Below are 17,217 nucleotides of genomic sequence, written 5' to 3'. Positions count from 1 at the left end.
TTTCCTCTCTTGGTGATAAAAAATTGAAGCGTAACGCGGGAGTACAGGAAAACTCTAGTATATTGAAGTTTTATTAGCTGCTGTCATGCATCGGAGAATCTGATGCATGACAGCAGCCTTTTTAATTTGCCATGTTGGTTACATCAACAGTCAGTAAATAATCCTAAAGGTTTAGTTTTAGTTGTAGAAAACCAGATACCAATCGGTCAACTTGAACTAACTGTAAAGGAATATGAAGGGAAGGAAATGGATTATGTCAATCTTTATTACCTTATTCCCGAAAAGCCGAGGGAAGGATTTCGGTTCCCTGTTACACGATTATACAGTTAAATTCTTTGAAAACAATAACGTTTGCGAATACCATCTTCGTGTTTCTCAACTAATAAACGAGCTATTTCGTTTTATACGAAAAAAAGGATTGAAGCAGGTTAAAATTGAGATGAATGGGAAAGTTGTTAGAATGGCTGGAACCATTTAAAACTAAGTAGGTTACCCAATGGCAACCTTTTTCAGTGAGAGCAATCGGCATTGTAATAATAATTAAATCTGTATGAAAATTACTTAATATTTGGTAATATTTAAGTTAGAGATGTAAAGAAATGGGAATCAATACTACATATGTGGAATACCTTGATATGATTATTTACTTAGATAGAGGTGCTGCAGTCCTTTATTCTAAAGATATTTTATTTGTTGTTCCTAAAATCATTCAAGGGATACATGATGTGGATAATTAAATTTTCCATCCATTTCCAAAGAGAAACCTTTTTATATATTACCTGTGGGGAGAAATACATCATTATTGAGACAATCATAGAATCCCTAAAATTGGGGGAATTTTAATGAAAAGTCAGAATGAAAACGAAGAAAAGCTAACAGGAGGGAATGTCTCAAGCGTATATCGTTTAGGAGATACTGTTCGACGAGAATTAAAGCCTGATAGTGTTAAAATTCATAAGTTACTTCAGCATTTGGAAAGTAAAGGTTTTGATTATGCACCGAAGTTTTTCGGCATTGATGAAAAAGATAGAGAGATATTATCATTTATTGAAGGAGAAGCCGGTAATTATCCTTTAAAAAAATATATGTGGTCTAATGATGTATTAAAAGAAATAGCGAAAATGCTTCGCCTATATCATGATGCCGTGAGTGATTTTCCGTTATTAAATGAGTGGAAACCAATGGATAATACTCCTAATAAAATAGAAGCTGTCTGTCACAATGATTTTGCTATATATAACATTATTTTTAATCACGAAAAGCCAGTAGGTATTATTGATTTTGATGTAGCTGCTCCTGGCCCAAGACTTTGGGATATAGCCTATACTCTTTACACTTGCGTTCCTTTAAGTAGACTTTATCATACTGAAACAGGTGAGGCAGTTTATTATGATCTATTAAAGGATGCGGACCGTATTAAGCAGAGGGTTAAATTGTTTTTTGAATCCTATGGTGTTGAGGGAATGGAAAAAGGGTTTTTAGAAATGGTATTGCTCCGAGTAGAAGGTTTATGTAAATACATGATAAAAAAAGCAAGTGCAGGTGATGCTGCTTTTCAAAAGATGGTGGATGAAGGGCATCTTGAACATTATCAAAAGGAACTTCAATTCATTCGTGAACATGGAGAAGACTGGATTTATTAAAGAAAGGGAACCTCAGTTGAGAATTCGTCAGCAAAACACAAATGTACAATGTAAAGGGAATATGGAAATAAGAATAGAAATATCAAGTGAGGAGAACGAAAGATCCCAATCTTTCAAGCGCAGGGCACGTTTCAGGAATCAGTCCTTTAAAAGGGGATTTAGTAACCTTTGATAGGAATGTTTTTAGAACGTTATATCTGGTTTGCTATAGCTGTATTGATTGTTGCATTATCCTATTTTCTTTCATCAGTTTGATGTAACACGCCCAGTTTTAATCATTGGTGAAGTCACATATATGAAGAACAAATACTATACCTTTTTCAGGAATATTTTTGATGATTTCTGTTTGAAACTTTTTTCCTTCGCCCTTTGTATAATAAGTGAATCCAGTAGTAAACGATATAGATTAACAAGAGCAAACTAAAGATAGACCATAGTTTTCCAGACTCAATACTTTCCATAAAATATTGGGCCTCTGTTACATCAGCCCGGTTAAGACTCGTAACAAATACCAGAACTAAAAATAAAGGTACTACTAGGACATTTAGTAAGCTTAATAGCCTTTGTACTTCTCCTCTAAATAAGAAATAGATACTTGTTCCCCAGCTAATGATCAAAAAAGCATAAAATATAATCCAAAACCAAGCTGGCATACTAGGACCCATAATCTAACTTTCCTTTTTGATTGACAATTTCAAAAAAATGTTAGTAATTACATTATATAATAAAAAAATTTCAATATTCCAATTTTTTCACACTTGCAACTTTTAAGGAGCATACAGAACAGGTAGAGGAATGAAAAGGAGGAATATAAGATTATCCAATCAATTCCCGGTATAGGAGAAAAAATCGCAGCCACGATTATCTCTGAAATTGGTGAAATCGATCGGTTTAATCATCCGAAAAAACTGGTTGCCTTCGCTGAAGTAGATCCAAGTGTTCACTATCGGGAAAGTTTAGGATAACCTTTAATCGTATTAGGTTCAAGCAGACTACGTCATTCCCTGTATCTTGCCGTGTTATGCGGCATAAGGAGTTCAAGAAACAAAAAGCTTAAAGCTTTCAGAAAAAATCAGAAGGAAAGCCAGCTAAAGTGGCGATCGTTGCCTGTATGAATCAGAGAAAATTCCTTCCAAAAGGGTCTTGGAGGGTTATTTGGCATGTGTAAAAATAGTATATCAGAAGGGAAATGAAAATTTCAGAGAAAGATATTGACATCCTATTAGTTGGCTTAGTATATGTTGAAGGATTATTAAAGGCTGTCATTTAGACAGCCTTTAACATTTTTTCCTGCTTTAGAAATCCTGTGTGGTTGTTTCGATCAATGTGTATTTTATAAAGTTCCTATAAATATCGTCACAGTTTAAAGTGTCTTTATACATGAAGCTAGTTTTTGCTTAGTGGTTTAATAAAAAAAGGCTACATCCTCACTTTCTTCATAAGGCAGAATAATAGACAGTGTAATCCTTTGATTTTCATACTCGATATGAACAGTACCATGATGTAATTCAATTATAGATTTGGTTATAGCTAATCCCAATCCCGCACCTGCTTTTTGAGACGATCGTGAAGTATCCACTCGATAAAACCGATCAAATAATCTATTGATCTTATCCATTGAAAGAGATTCACATGGGTTTGATACACAAATATGAACAGATCGAACTGTTTTGAACATTTTAACTTGTACGTTACCAGGAGGAGTACTATATTTAATTGCATTGGTTAATATGTTTTCCATTGCTCGAACCAACTGATTCGGATCGACTTCAATTATAATTGGTTCTTTTGGAAGATCACAGCTAAACACTACATTGGTATCATGAGCAATCGGATCGAGTTCGTCAATCAATTGTCTAATCATTTGATTTAGACTTACTTTTTCTTTTTTAAGCTGTATACCTTCATTGGTCAGACGTGTAAAATCAAATAAATCCTCAATTAACTTTTTTAATTGTTCTGATTTTCCGTAAGCGATATCCACATATTCATCTAATTGTGACTGGTTCTTGTATTGACGGTCCTTTACAAGTCTCAAATACCCCATAATTGAGGTTAGCGGCGTTCGTAAATCATGCGATACATTGGTTATTAGCTCATCCTTTAATTTTTCATTTTTTCTTTGACGTTCTATCATATTATTTAATTCTGATGCCATGTAATTGATATTAGTTGCAAGAGAACCCACCTCATCATAACTTTTCTCTCGAATCCTATAGTTTAAATTTCCTTTTGCTATTTCCCCTAAACCAAAAGCAATATCCTCAATTTCGGTCATTTTGCGTTTGGTTATAAGATAAAAACACAGTATAAACGTAACAAGTCCCAGAATATAAGGGGTAACTCCTGTTTCCTTCATGTAAACAGGAGTAGACTTAGGAACACCACGTATAACTAAATAGCTCTGTCTATTAGCAAGGGTTATGGGATACAAACGTGTAATGGTAAGGTTTTCGTGGTTTTTTTGGATTATGGACTTTTCAGCATCAGTCTTAATATGTTTGATATTTACTTGAGACTCGCTCATTGCTGGAGTCTTGTAAAGAATCTTTCCACCCAAATCTGTAATATAGACAAGAAGATTATTTTGATTACTTGATTGGTTAATTAAGTACTGAATTAACTCTTTTTTTGTTAGTTTGTATACGAAATGGTTCTTGTATGAAACTGCTAACCACTCCTCTTTGTTTTTAGAGGAGGGGATAGAACGATTAAGATACTTTTTCTTGAAATCCGGATCTTTATTACCTAATTCCTTTACAAACCCGTTTACATCTAGGTCTACGCGATTTAGCTGTGTAACCAAATCACGGGCACGTTCATCAATATTTACAATGCCCTCCGTAAAATCAAGTCCACGATCCTGACTCACAAAGAAGGGGCTGGAAAAGAAAAAAACGAGTAAGGAACATAGAATACAGAGTCCAAAGGCACATATTACCTGAATCCGAATATTTGTTTTTATTAGGTACACAAGTTTAGCCAAATAGCTGCTCCTATTTGCGGATTTAGATTTTTGGTTAGGGTTCAATTTTATATCCAACCCCCCAAACCGTTTTAATATAACGAGGCTGGCGAGGGTTATTCTCCAGTTTCTCACGCAAGTTTCGGATATGAACCATAACGGTATTTTCTGATTCATAAAACGGTTCATTCCATACCCGTTCGTAAATTTTTTCAGTACTGAAAACGTGACCGGGGTTACGGGCCAACAGCTCTAAAATTGCAAATTCCCTTGGTGTCAGCTTTATTTCTCTTCCTTCTACAATGACCTCGTGTGTAGAAACGTTGATTAAAAGATCATCTATAGAAACGATATCCATCTGTTGTGCTGTATTTATCTGCGGGTTTCCATCCAGTTGATTTAACCGGAGATAACGACGAAGCTGTGACTTAACTCTGGCCACCAATTCCAAAGGTTGGAATGGTTTGGTTACATAGTCATCCGCTCCGGTTGTTAAGCCCATGATCTTATCCATATCCTGTGATTTTGCCGAAAGCATAATTATAGGAAGATTTCTGCTTTCTCTGATTTTCATACAAGCTCGGATTCCATCTAATCGAGGCATCATGATATCTAAAACCACCAAATGGACCGTATGTTCCTCAAGATATTCTAACCCATCTATTCCATCTGCTGCTTTCAGCACGTTATAACCCTCATTCGTAAGATAGATTCCAATTAAATCACGTATTTCTTTTTCATCATCAATTATTAGAATGGTTTCCTGTGACATAGGGAACCTCTCCTTTCTAATGTCTAAAGTTTACTCTATTCCCCTTAAGAAATGACACTATAAATTCTGAAGTTTCTCTTAAGATTTACCTATTAAATTCAGAAAATCTTCAGAAGGAATGGTATTTTTCCTTAAGAATTTTTTTGTACCATAAATACAGAAGGATGTGGAGGGATTTATAGATGCGTATTAATTAGAAAATTACGAGTGTGCTAATTTTTTTGCTGAGCATGCCATTGATGATGTTAGTTTATCCCTATTTAAATACACCCTCTCGTGGGGGGGTATACGAGTAATCTAGATAAAGCAATTCCTGTTGTGAAATAGCTGGTTGTACAATACGTTGCATGGATTGTTTATTTAACCATAACCTTAATTGAATTTTGTTTCAAAGATACTACATTCGCGTTCAAAACGGTCCTTGTTTTGACTTGGGATTACTGGTTTGCTTTGTTATTTATTATTTTTATCAAACAGTTGGTCCAATCCGCCCTGAGATAACGGGTGATGATTTGCTTTTTAGAATATAGCAGTATGTATAAAAGATTGATCAACCCTCTAACTGTTTTCTAAGTAACATATTATGAGCAGCTGTTTATTGGTAAGAGCAATTAGAAATGGTTCGCAGGGGAAAGTGTGGATTAAATGAATCATCCGAAGTTGCTCAACTTCTATTATTCTTGCCACGTTGTTTATAAAACAACATGTGATTATGGATGTTTTAGCTGCCATCCTAATGTGAGGATTTGAACCAATAGATAAATAAGGAAGTGGAGATAGAAATGAATGTAGTGAATAAGGAAAAAGTTCTAATTCTAACCGGGAATTATGGAGATGGGCATATTCAAGTAGCCCAAGCCCTGCATGATGCGATTCAAATTAGATATCCATCACTTGAACCTGTTATTTTTGATTTTATGAAATGTATTCATCCCTATTCCAATCAGTTTAGCCGTTTCATTTACCTCCAGGGAGTGAAAAAATTCCCGCAGCTGTATGGATATATATATCAAAAAACACGCAGAGCGAGCAAATTATCCAATGCAATGAAAGCTATTTTGTCCACAGGAGTCGGCCGGACGCTTAAATTAATTGAACAAGTACAGCCGACGGTTGTAGTGAGTACGTTCCCGCTGGCGGCTGCCGTAATGTCAAAATTAAAGACATATGGCTTAATCGATATTCCTACTGTAACAACCATAACCGATCATACCGACCATAGCTGCTGGATATATCCTTTTACAGATCAATATCTGGTAGGTTCGAGTAACGTTCGGGATTCATTAAATAGTTTAGGCGTTGATGAAACTCGAATTGCCGAAACTGGTATTCCGATTCGGCAGCAATTTTCTCACTCTCTTAATAGGGAAGGGATTTTTAGAAAATATGGATTAGATCCACATATACCCACCTTATTAATGATGGGAGGCGGTTGTGGCATGATAGGGGAGGGGAATGCCACAATTCAGGGAATTGATTCATTAAAGGATCCAATACAATTGATTATAGTCTGCGGAAATAATGAAAAGCTTCGTATGGAATTGAAGGATAGCCTTAAGGATTCAAAACATCGCATCCATCTTACTGGTTATATTACTTATGTTCATGAATTAATGGCCATTTCCGACCTCATGATTACAAAGGCAGGAGGAGTGACAACCTTTGAAGCGATTGCCATGGAATTGCCGATGCTTCTTTATAAGCCGATTCCTGGACAAGAACAAGATAATGCGAAATTTTTAGTGCGTTCAGGAGTGGCAGTTCAAGCCGAAACCCGTCGAGATTTAATGGAATTATTACCGAATTTAATGAGAGATGGAAAGCTGCTTCACCAGATGAGAGAGAATTCAAAACAGTTTCATCCTAAAGAATCGGCGTTTGCATCAGTTGAAGTAATTATGAATACAAAAGAGGCAAAAAACAACTGGGTTGATTTAAAGTATACGTTCGGTTAATAAATCGAAGAGAAGGTGAAATATGGAAAATACACTTACTCCATACAAAAAAAGCCACTAGCTATAAGGTCTTTATCTACTGGAGGTTTGGTTTTCTTCTTAGTTTTTACAGGATTATATTTATACTCTCTTCATACTGGTACAGCAAAAGTTTGGCTTCAATCAATCCATCATTTAGGTGTTTTTGGAATTATTCTAGGTATTATTATACAAACAATCGTAAATGTGATACCTGTTCCGGGCGAATTTGTCTCCCTTTTTCTTATTGAAATATATGGTCCCTTGGCAGGTGGGTTCTTCTCGTGGCTTGGCGGAATATTAGGAGCCATTCTTGCGTACCACCTATCCTCCTGGATTGCTCGTCCATTGCTTGAGCCCATGGCAAATTCATATTTGGCAAAAACTGATCAGTGGTTACAAAAACGGGGTGATTTTGGACTGTTGATTATCCGTTTTATCCCATTGGTTCCTTATCATTTTATCAATTATAGTGCAGGTATATTGAGAGCAGATAAAAAGGCATTTATTTGGACAACAGCATTAGGGATTTTGCCTTATACCATATCGGTTAGCACCCTATTTGCAGGGGTGCGTCATGGAAAATGGATTCCTTTTCTAATTGGTATTGGCCTATTTATATTCCTTTCCATTTTAACTATGGTATTAAAAAGAAAAATGGATGAAGTCCCACATGAACAAACCACAATTATTAAAAGGGGGGGAGTCAGGAGATGATTAAGATACTTCTGTTGGTCTTCCTAGCATGTTATTGGGTAATTCCTTTCATGCTTACTGCTGGTGCTGGTATTGGTGTATTAAAGAGAAAAAGAGATTCTGAAAAAGTGGCGTTTACTTTTGATGATGGTCCAAATGCGATTTATACTCCACAGCTATTAGATTTGTTAAAAAAACATGATGTTAAAGCAACATTTTTCGTAGTTGGTTCTAAAGCGGAGAAATACCCGGAAATTATCGCAAGAATGCATGCCGAGGGTCACTTAATAGGAATACACAATTACAAGCATAAATCCAACTGGATAATGAGCCCTTGGACGATTCGTAGCCAATTAAGAAAAAGTGCCTCTATTATCGAAAAAACCATTGGTGAATGTCCTGTCTATTACCGCCCTCCATGGGGATTATTAAATTTATTGGACTTTACGTTAAGGAAACAGTACAAGATCATCCATTGGTCGGTGATGGCGAAGGATTGGAAGACTAATGGCGGAAGTCAAAAAGTAGAAAAAAGATTGTTAAGGGATATTAAAAAGGGGGATGTTGTCCTTCTGCATGATTGTGGTAAAACCTTGGGTGCTGATGAAGACGCACCACTGAATACGATTATTGCATTAAAAAACGTTTTAAAAGAGCTATCCAACCGAAGCGTGTCATGTGTAAGAATAGATGAATTGTAGGTAGAACTCCGAATTAAAATAATTTATATCCGGCCTTTTTGCTGGTATAGGATATGTGCTGATTTAATAGAGAAAAGGCAGGTTTAACAATTATGTCCCATTTCATTCAATTGATTTTTGATATTCTATCTAACCTAGGATATTTAGGAATTGCGTTAGGTTTAATGGTTGAAATCATACCAAGTGAGGCAGTATTAGCCTATGGCGGATATTTGATTTCAACAGGGAAGATATCATTTTTCGGTGCAATTGTAGCAGGTACCATTGGTGGTATTATTGCTCAATGGTTTCTATATTGGATTGGAAGATATGGTGGACGAACAATACTTAACAAATACGGAAAATACCTTCTCATTCAACCTTCTCATATAGAAGTGGCACAGAAGTGGTTTAGTAAGTATGGTCCAGGAGTTATTTTCACCGCAAGATTTATTCCTGTAGTCAGGCATGCAATCTCCATTCCAGCAGGTATAGCTAAAATGTCTTTCCTGAAATTCAGCATTTATACACTACTTGCAATTGTTCCTTGGTCGATTTTATTTCTTTATCTTGGAATGAACTTAGGTTCGAATTGGGAGAGGATTAATAGTACTGCAAAACCCTTTGTTACACCAATGATTATTATCGCCATTTTATTAACTCTAATTTATTTAATCTATATTTGGAGAAATAAAAAAGTAAAAAGATGAAATCGTTAATTTATATCCAAAAATGGGGAATTTTCATGGTCTTATTTGCAGTTTTAACAGGTATATCACGTGTATATGTAGGGGGTCCTTTACCTATTGAATATACTTTATTGCGGCAGCAGTGGTTAGCATATACATGCACCGCATTATTCCTATATTAAATCCCATTTCAAGAAAAATCGTCCATTTTTTTATTATGGACTGCCTTGATGTCTAGGGATAAACAAAACAAACGAACAACAAAAATAGAAAATTAGTTAGTACTGAATTAGTCCAAAAAAGATAGTGTGATTTCAGTTACCCTGAAAATATGTAATCGGGTTTATTAGGGGGTTACTATAAATCATTTCAACATTACATTGGATACCAGCAGTGCCAAAATTAAGTTGTGGGAAACCACTTTAAAGAAAGGAATTTAATTATGCAAGAAAATCAAAATAAAATGGAAATCTTACTTAACAAAGTGCCACAAGTGACGATTTTCTTTTGGATCATCAAAATATTGTGTACAACTGTTGGTGAAACATTTGCTGATTTCATCAATTTCAACATTGGACTTGGTTTAACTCTTACTACAATTATTATGGGAGCTGCATTTTTCATTGCATTGTTTTTTCAATTTAAGGTAAGCAAATATGTTCCAGCGATTTACTGGATAACAGTTGTTTTAATAAGCGTGTTTGGAACATTGGTAACGGATAACTTGACAGATAATATGGGCGTACCACTTGAGGTTAGCACAGCCGTTTTCTCTGTGCTGCTAGGACTGACTTTTCTATTATGGTATCTTAGTGAAAAAACATTATCGATCCACTCGATTTTCACTAGAAAAAGAGAGGTTTTCTACTGGCTTACGATCCTTTTCACCTTTGCACTTGGAACAGCGGTCGGAGATTTATATTCCGAACAACTTGGTTTTGGTTATCTTTACACAGGAATAGGCGTTGTTATTATTATTGCTCTTGTGTTCTTAGCTTATAAACTTTTGAAACTTGACGGAGTATTAGCTTTCTGGATTGCGTATATTTTAACTCGTCCGCTTGGAGCGTCAATTGGAGATTACCTTTCTCAATCAAAAGTAAATGGCGGATTAGGGCTCGGGACAACCGTTACGAGTGTGATTTTTCTTATCGCTATTTTAGCGATCATCGTTTTCCTTGCGGTTTCAAAAATTGATACAAATGCTAAAAGTGATATCGCGGAAACAGACCAAAAAAATGGTAATAAGAAACATGTGCAAACACAAACGATTGTTGTACTCGTGATTTTCTTAGTTGTTGGTATAGGTGGTTATAACTGGCGCAGTAATAATATTGCATCACAGGGTGCAAAAGAGCAAACTACATTAGCAGGTCAATTAAACGATTTTGTTAAAATTGAAAATGATATGCTAAATGCTGTAAATAAAAACGATTTTTCTTCAGCAAAAAAAGGCGCTGATCATTTGGAAAATCAGTGGGATACACAAGAACCTAAGCTTCGAAAAATTGATAGCACTGCATGGACAAAAATTGACGGCACAATTGACTCTGTGCTAGCAGCGGTTCGTTCTTCAAAACCTGATGTTAATCAAAGCAAAACAGCACTTACTCATTCACTTAGTGCCTTGAAGGCTGCAAATAAAGCCACATCAAAATCCGGTGCTTCACAAACTACTTTATCTGGACAGTTAAACAATTTTGCGAAAATCGAAAATGATCTACTAAACGCTGTAAACAAAAACGACTTTTCTTCAGCAAAAAAAGGCGCTGATCATTTGGAAAATCAGTGGGATACACAAGAACCTAAGCTTCGAAAAATCGATGGCGCTGCATGGACCAAAATTGATGGCACAATTGATGTTGTATTAGCAGCAGTCCGTTCATCAAATCATGATGTAACCAAGTGTAAAAAAGCACTTAACAACTCAATTAGTACCATAAACGCAGCAAATAAATAATAATCTTAGGAATCGCCAATCGCGGTTCCTTTTTAAATAGAACTCTTATTAAACTGCCCCGTTAAACCATCCATACGCTTGGAAAAGGGATTTTTCAAACTAATTTATAGAGTTTGCCAATAACCATGAGAATAGCAAAAAGCTCTCTTTAAACAACTAGCTCACCCATTATATAAAAAAACAGAGTCTGTGTATCCAGACCCTGCTTTCCTTTGACTAAATCTCCATTTAACCACTAAACATATTTTTGAGTGATTTTTTCAAATTACCTTTTAGTTTGATAGACCCTAAGAACTTTATAAAATGAAATGATCCCTTTTTAGTATTAATTTATTGTATGCACTGTTCCTGTCTTAGGTTCAGTCACCTTGCCTTTAAAAGCCGCTCTATAAATCTCCCTAATATCCTTTTCCTCTAATGGGAGCGGACTTCTAGCAAGCAATCTTTTTTGTTTAACTCCATCCTGTGTCAGGTTTTCGAGAGCTGATTCAGGTATATTAAACTCTGATAGTGCTGCTGGAATGCCTACGTCTTTTACCAGACGTTCCAGCTCTTCCACACACTTATAGGAGGCTTCTTCATCTGATAGGAAGCTTGAGTTGCCTCCTAATGCATTTAGGATGTCAGCCATCCTTGTTTGGCAGCTGTTCCGGATGTAGCCCATTACGTAAGGCAAAAGGACCGCGTTTGATTCGCCGTGCGCTATATGGAATTGGCCGCCAAGAGGGTATGCAAGTGCATGCACACCGGCAACGCCTGCATTAAAAAAGGCAAGACCGGCAATATAGCTTCCGTTGCTCATGTCAATGCGTGCCTGTTTGTCGCTTCCATCTTCGAATGCTTTGCGAAGAGACCGTGCAATCAATCGAATTGCCTGAAGAGCCAGCCCATCAGAAATAGGGCTAGCATTCACTGATACGTATGCTTCCACGGCATGTGTCAGGGCGTCTATGCCAGTAGCGGCTGTTACCCGTGGAGGGACAGACAAGGTCAATTCGGGATCGACAATCGCGACATCGGCTAGCAAATAGTCATGAGTGACAACATCTTTGGTAGTTTCCAGTGAAAGAACAGAGATATTGGTCACTTCCGAACCTGTTCCCGCTGTTGTAGGAATGAGAATCTTAGGTAAGCCTTTTTTCTGCACTTTCTTGCTCCCGCTCAGATTTAAATAGTCGGCAGCTAATCCTTCATGCTCGGCCAACACTGCAGCCAGTTTAGCTAGGTCAAGTGCGCTTCCGCCGCCAACGCCCACGACAATATCAAAACCGCCTTCTCTTGTAAAAGATACCAGTTTTTCTCCTACTTCAAGTGGAGGTTCTGGAACTACTTCCGTATAGAGTGTCACTTCATAGCCGCTTTCCTTTAAAGGAATTGTTACTCTATCCACCAGTCCGATTTTCGCAAGCATCGGATCAGTCACAACAAGAATCTTCTTGGCTTGGTATTTTTCTACTTCAGGAACAAGGTTCTCCAGTGAGCCCCAGCCTGTATAACTTAATGGTGGGAAAACTAATTTAGAAATACTCATTTGCCATCCTCCTTACTCATAGTAGCCTTCGTTGGATTTGCGGAATGTTTTAAATTGGTTAGCATCATGCCCGAACCAGACCTGTGAATTTGTTTCATTTGCAATTCTACGGATTTTTTCCACGGCATTGTTATAACCAAGTGAATCATAGATGATTCCAGGCGGCTTGACGGGTGGGCCAAAGCTTTCGGCTGTATAGATGGCATCTGAAGCCAAAATGATTCCACCTGTTTCAGGCATATCCACATGAAGTCCGAGCATTCCCCAGGCATGGCCGCTGCCGAAGTTCAGGATTTTGATTCCAGATGCAAGTTCCAGATTGTCCTCCTGGCGCTTGACCGTGCGCCACTGAAGGTTGTTTTTAATCCATGCATCAATGTCAGCCCAGATATATGCTCCTTCCTTTTGGTTTCGGGCGTAACTCTGAAGGGTTCCGTTCAACTCGTCCTCATGTACGATAATCGTTGCATTTGTGAACATTTCCAGGCATCCAGCATGATCAAGATGAAGATGTGACGCGACTACATATTTTATTTCTTCAGGCCGAACATGTAATTGTTCGAGACGGTGGTGAAGGTAGCATTCTTCGCTCATGGCAATCGGGAACATTTTCTGGGTAGCATCCCCCCAGCGGCCATCTGGCCCCATAGAGTTTGGATTGCATGCTGTATCGAAGAGGATTTTCCCTTCGGGATGATCGATTAATACAGTGTATACTGGGAATTCAACAAATTCGGCCGGTACATTCGGGACATCACTTGTCGCTGGATTATGCATGGCAATCATCCAATTCTTGTCCATTCTCATTCTGCCATTATCCATTACAAACAGCTTGGGATTAGGTTTAATAATATTTGTCATGTGTATCCTCCTATAGCACGGTTTTAACCATTACGAATTTTAGTTCGGTCATCTCTTCAACTGCGTATTTTATCCCTTCACGTCCATATCCGCTCTCTTTAACACCGCCATATGGCATGTGATCAAGCCGGAATGTCGGGGTATCATTAATTATCACTCCGCCTGAATGCAGGTTTCTTGCAGCATGAAAGGCATGGGAAATGTTTTGTGTGTAAATGCCGACATTCAGGCCGTAAACTGAATCATTCACCATATCAATTGCTTCGTCGAGGTTATTGTACGGGACAATCGATACCACGGGGGCAAATGTTTCCTGGCAGGATACTGCCATATCATTTGTCACTTTTGTAAGGACAGTTGGAGGAAAAATAGCTCCTTCTCTTGTTCCTCCCAGTCCCACCTCGGCGCCTTGTTCAACTGCTTCTTTAACCCAGGCTTCAATCCTGTCGACTTCACCTCTGCTGATCATGGCACTGATATCAGTCGTATCTTCAAGTGGATCTCCAATCTTCAGATTCTTTGATTCTTCAATAAAACGCTTACAAAATTCATCGTAAATATCTTTATGTACGTAAACACGTTGCAAGGATATGCAAACCTGGCCAGCGAAGGAAAAGGCTCCCTCTACACATCTCTTTATGATTTTTTCAAGTGGAATGTCCGGTTCAATAATCAACCCAGAGTTTGATCCGAGTTCAAGTGTCACTTTACGCAATCCGGCTTTTTCCTTAATCAGCTTTCCTACCTTGGCGCTGCCCGTAAAGGTCACTTTTTGGACTCTGCTATCTTTGATCAGGGGGTCGCTAAGTTCACGGCCGCTTCCTGTTACGACTTGAAGTGCTCCAGCAGGAAGACCAGCCTGTTGAAAAACTTCTGCAATTAAAAGGGAGCTCAACGGAGTCTGCTCGGCTGGCTTGAGTACTACAGTGTTTCCCGCGGCAAATGCAGGTCCAAGCTTATGGGCAACAAGGTTAAACGGAAAGTTAAATGGACTGATTGCCACGACGACACCTAAAGGCTCTCTCCATGTAAAACCTATCCGATTTTCACCGCCTGGGGCTGCATCCATTGGTATTGTTTCGCCATAAATCCTTTTTGCTTCTTCTGCAGCAAATTGATACGTAACAATGGTTCTGGCTATTTCCCCTCGTGCGGTCCGAATGGGCTTTCCGGCCTCCATTGCGATGACTTTAGCCATCTCCTCTTTGCGTTCCTCAAGAATCTTTGCAACATTAAAAAGGATTTCGGAGCGTTTATGTGCTGGCATATCCTTCATTACCTTATAGGCAGCTTCGGCGCCATCTATCGCCCGTCTTACATCTTCTTCATCAGCCATGCTGATTTGTGCAAGAGTTTCTCCGCTGTAAGGTGACAGCAGTTCGTAGGTACGATCTTTGGTTTCAGACTTTCCATTAATGAGAAGACCTGTCTTTTTCATACTAAACCTCCTTTATGACTATTTATTGCAAGATTCGTGCCAAGTCGGTAAATGCCTTTATATTCGCAAGATTCAGGTAACCGTAGTATGCTAATGGTGATAGATTTCACCAATAAAAGACCAAGATGTTTAGAAATGATGGTGATGATATTCACCGGGTGGTGATGTATTTCACTTAAGTGGAAGGTGGTAAACGGATGAGCCAGCAAATGACGATTGATCCAGATATTATTTTTTCATCTATGAGGAATGGAATCATTGTTGTCGACAGGAATACGAAGGTTTTACTGATGAATTCAGCTGCCCAAAAGTTGCTTAAAATCGAGGAAGAAGAATATGCCGGGAAAGAAATTCACCAATTTGTACCCAATACAGAGGTACAAAGCGTACTTGAAAGTGGAGAGAGCACGATTGGCGTCAAAATGAATATCAACGGTTTGCTTTGCATGGTAAATCGAACACCTATGTACCAGGATGGTCAATTAATTGGTGTTGTGAGTGTGATACAGGATATTTCCCAGATGGAACATTATCATTCAATTCTAAAAAATATGGAGAGAATAATAGAGTTCTCCATGGATGGAATCTATGTTGTGAATAAAGAGGGAGAAACATTATTAGTGAATTCAGCTTATGAACACATTACAGGGTTTAAGAGAGAGGAACTGATTGGGAATCATATGGCCAATTTGATGGAACAGGGCTATTTTGACCAATCAGTCTCACTGCTCGTTTTAGAGAAAAAAAAGCAGGTTTCAATCCTTCAGAATATTGGAGGCAGAAAAGAAGTCATTGTAACCGGGAGCCCGGTGTTTGATGAAGTCGGAGATATTCAAATGGTAGTAACAAGTGTTCGTGATATTACCCAGCTGAATGAAATGAACAAAGAATTAATGAAAGCAAAAACCTTTTCGGAAATTAGCAATAATCGCTATTCGTATTCAATGGATGGAACGGATGAAAAAGTGATTTTTAAAAGTGGGCAAATGAAAGAAATAATTAACAAGGTCAGACAGGTGGCATCATTTCCCACCAGTATTCTCCTGACTGGTCCTTCCGGTACCGGGAAAGAGGTAATTGCAAATTTAATCCATCATGAAAGCAACCGGAGGGACAAGCCATTCATAAAGGTAAACTGCGGTGCCATTCCTGAACAGCTTTTAGAATCAGAGTTATTTGGGTATGAAAAAGGTGCCTTTACTGGGGCAAGACATGAAGGGAAAATCGGATTGCTGGAGTTGGCCGACCAAGGTACCGTCCTGCTGGATGAGGTTGGTGAATTGCCGTTATCCCTCCAGGTAAAGATGCTAAGAATTCTCCAGGAAAAACAAATCCAGCGGGTCGGAAGCAGCAAAGTAAAACAATTAAATATCAGGATTATTTCTGCAACCAACCGGAATTTAAAAGAAATGGTGGAGCAGGGGCGATTCCGTGAAGATTTGTTTTATCGTCTCCAAGTAGTTGAGTTAAACATACCGCCCTTGAAAGAACGCCCAGAGGATATCGAAATCCTGATAGACCACTTCTTTTCTTATTTTTGCCGGCTCTATAATATTCATAAATTATTATCCAATGAGACGAAATCCATTCTGCAAAGCTATCATTGGCCAGGGAATGTAAGAGAATTAAGGAATTTGGCAGAAAGTATGGTGGTGTCGGTTCCTTCTTTTAAAATAGAACCTGAAGACCTGCCACCGCATTTTCATAAAATTGCATTACCTGAAACATCTCCAAACCTAAAGCTGCGAGTGGAACAATACGAAAAAAGAATCATCCTTGATGCCTTGCAAAAACACGGATCCATACGAAAAGCAGCGGAATACCTCGGAGTTGATCACTCTACCATCGTCAAAAAGCTGAAAAAATGGGAATGAGATATATGGTACATAGAATGAGAGGGACTGTCCGGACCAACTGAAATAATCTTTTTTTTGACTTTTTTCGTAAAGGTCAAACTCTGTTTTCTCCCATTTGCTCTGTTTTGAACCCTATAGTTCTTGTTCATTAGA

The 17,217-nt window shown here is 38.0% G+C and carries 13 protein-coding genes and 1 pseudogene; 9 read left to right on the top strand and 5 right to left on the bottom strand.

Annotation, left to right across the window (positions count from 1 at the left end):
• Positions 1-599 precede the first annotated feature (599 nt).
• The 3 genes and pseudogenes from ACN6MY_RS21520 to ACN6MY_RS21510 all read left to right on the top strand — a co-directional run.
• The gene (locus tag ACN6MY_RS21520) at positions 600-737 is read left to right on the top strand and encodes a hypothetical protein (RefSeq protein ID WP_419881994.1); all 138 of its coding nucleotides are present in this window, start codon (positions 600-602) and stop codon (positions 735-737) included.
• Between the two features lie 105 nt (positions 738-842).
• Positions 843-1,643, top strand: coding sequence for a phosphotransferase (locus tag ACN6MY_RS21515; RefSeq protein WP_419881993.1), 801 nt, complete (start codon positions 843-845; stop codon positions 1,641-1,643).
• A 797-nt stretch (positions 1,644-2,440) separates the two neighbouring features.
• Positions 2,441-2,811, top strand: a pseudogene (locus ACN6MY_RS21510) (transposase); the annotation flags it as partial.
• Positions 2,812-3,048: 237 nt separating this feature from the next.
• On the opposite strand, the gene ACN6MY_RS21505 reads toward ACN6MY_RS21510, so the two are convergent.
• Together ACN6MY_RS21505 and ACN6MY_RS21500 are read right to left on the bottom strand one after the other, a co-directional pair.
• Positions 3,049-4,629, bottom strand: coding sequence for an ATP-binding protein (locus ACN6MY_RS21505; RefSeq protein ID WP_419881992.1), 1,581 nt, complete (start codon positions 4,627-4,629; stop codon positions 3,049-3,051).
• 34 nt (positions 4,630-4,663) lie between these two features.
• Positions 4,664-5,380, bottom strand: coding sequence for a response regulator transcription factor (locus ACN6MY_RS21500; RefSeq protein WP_419881991.1), 717 nt, complete (start codon positions 5,378-5,380; stop codon positions 4,664-4,666).
• 782 nt (positions 5,381-6,162) lie between these two features.
• Between ACN6MY_RS21500 and ACN6MY_RS21495 the strand changes: the two genes are divergently transcribed.
• The 5 genes from ACN6MY_RS21495 (at position 6,163) to ACN6MY_RS21475 (ending at position 11,378) form a co-directional block, all read left to right on the top strand.
• Positions 6,163-7,335: an MGDG synthase family glycosyltransferase gene (locus ACN6MY_RS21495; protein WP_419881990.1), complete on the top strand. Its 1,173-nt coding sequence runs from the start codon at positions 6,163-6,165 to the stop codon at positions 7,333-7,335.
• 15 nt (positions 7,336-7,350) lie between these two features.
• The gene (locus ACN6MY_RS21490) at positions 7,351-8,070 is read left to right on the top strand and encodes a TVP38/TMEM64 family protein (RefSeq protein WP_419881989.1); all 720 of its coding nucleotides are present in this window, start codon (positions 7,351-7,353) and stop codon (positions 8,068-8,070) included.
• Positions 8,067-8,750, top strand: a complete 684-nt coding sequence (locus ACN6MY_RS21485; protein WP_419881988.1) for a polysaccharide deacetylase family protein — start codon at positions 8,067-8,069, stop codon at positions 8,748-8,750. Before ACN6MY_RS21490 ends, ACN6MY_RS21485 begins: the two co-directional genes overlap by 4 nt.
• Before the next feature lie 92 nt (positions 8,751-8,842).
• Entirely contained in the window at positions 8,843-9,439 is a 597-nt protein-coding gene (locus ACN6MY_RS21480) for a DedA family protein (RefSeq protein ID WP_419881987.1), read from the top strand.
• A 421-nt stretch (positions 9,440-9,860) separates the two neighbouring features.
• The gene (locus tag ACN6MY_RS21475; protein WP_419881986.1) at positions 9,861-11,378 is read left to right on the top strand and encodes a hypothetical protein; all 1,518 of its coding nucleotides are present in this window, start codon (positions 9,861-9,863) and stop codon (positions 11,376-11,378) included.
• Between the two features lie 325 nt (positions 11,379-11,703).
• Here the strand turns inward: ACN6MY_RS21475 and ACN6MY_RS21470 are convergent, their stop codons facing one another.
• From ACN6MY_RS21470 to ACN6MY_RS21460, 3 genes are read right to left on the bottom strand one after another with little or no spacing between them, the layout of a single operon-like run.
• Complete coding sequence (locus tag ACN6MY_RS21470; RefSeq protein ID WP_419881985.1) at positions 11,704-12,909, bottom strand: iron-containing alcohol dehydrogenase; 1,206 nt, start codon at positions 12,907-12,909, stop codon at positions 11,704-11,706.
• 12 nt (positions 12,910-12,921) lie between these two features.
• On the bottom strand, positions 12,922-13,770 hold the full coding sequence (gene ahlS / locus ACN6MY_RS21465; protein WP_419881984.1) for an AhlS family quorum-quenching N-acyl homoserine lactonase: 849 nt from the start codon (positions 13,768-13,770) through the stop codon (positions 12,922-12,924).
• A 10-nt stretch (positions 13,771-13,780) separates the two neighbouring features.
• Positions 13,781-15,208, bottom strand: coding sequence for an aldehyde dehydrogenase family protein (locus ACN6MY_RS21460; RefSeq protein ID WP_419881983.1), 1,428 nt, complete (start codon positions 15,206-15,208; stop codon positions 13,781-13,783).
• Between the two features lie 197 nt (positions 15,209-15,405).
• On the opposite strand from ACN6MY_RS21460, the gene ACN6MY_RS21455 reads away from it, so the two are divergent.
• Positions 15,406-17,082 carry a sigma 54-interacting transcriptional regulator gene (locus tag ACN6MY_RS21455; RefSeq protein ID WP_419881982.1) on the top strand — a complete coding sequence of 559 codons (1,677 nt, stop codon included), beginning with the start codon at positions 15,406-15,408 and terminating at the stop codon, positions 17,080-17,082.
• The last annotated feature ends 135 nt before the right edge of the window (positions 17,083-17,217 follow it).

The organism is Peribacillus sp. B-H-3 (assembly GCF_048572925.1).
GTDB lineage: Bacteria > Bacillota > Bacilli > Bacillales > DSM-1321 > Peribacillus.
The sequence above is the reverse complement of the archived record's forward strand: the minus strand, read 5'-3'. Positions and strand labels throughout refer to the sequence as shown.

Bases quoted from the DNA above. Each gene is read 5' to 3' on its own strand.
- ACN6MY_RS21520 (WP_419881994.1), top strand. From the start codon at position 600: ATGGGAATCAATACTACATATGTGGAATACCTTGATATGATTATTTAC.
- ACN6MY_RS21515 (WP_419881993.1), top strand. From the start codon at position 843: ATGAAAAGTCAGAATGAAAACGAAGAAAAGCTAACAGGAGGGAATGTC.
- ACN6MY_RS21500 (WP_419881991.1), bottom strand. From the start codon at position 5,380: ATGTCACAGGAAACCATTCTAATAATTGATGATGAAAAAGAAATACGT.
- ACN6MY_RS21495 (WP_419881990.1), top strand. From the start codon at position 6,163: ATGAATGTAGTGAATAAGGAAAAAGTTCTAATTCTAACCGGGAATTAT.
- ACN6MY_RS21485 (WP_419881988.1), top strand. From the start codon at position 8,067: ATGATTAAGATACTTCTGTTGGTCTTCCTAGCATGTTATTGGGTAATT.
- ACN6MY_RS21480 (WP_419881987.1), top strand. From the start codon at position 8,843: ATGTCCCATTTCATTCAATTGATTTTTGATATTCTATCTAACCTAGGA.
- ACN6MY_RS21475 (WP_419881986.1), top strand. From the start codon at position 9,861: ATGCAAGAAAATCAAAATAAAATGGAAATCTTACTTAACAAAGTGCCA.
- ACN6MY_RS21470 (WP_419881985.1), bottom strand. From the start codon at position 12,909: ATGAGTATTTCTAAATTAGTTTTCCCACCATTAAGTTATACAGGCTGG.
- ahlS (WP_419881984.1), bottom strand. From the start codon at position 13,770: ATGACAAATATTATTAAACCTAATCCCAAGCTGTTTGTAATGGATAAT.
- ACN6MY_RS21460 (WP_419881983.1), bottom strand. From the start codon at position 15,208: ATGAAAAAGACAGGTCTTCTCATTAATGGAAAGTCTGAAACCAAAGAT.
- ACN6MY_RS21455 (WP_419881982.1), top strand. From the start codon at position 15,406: ATGAGCCAGCAAATGACGATTGATCCAGATATTATTTTTTCATCTATG.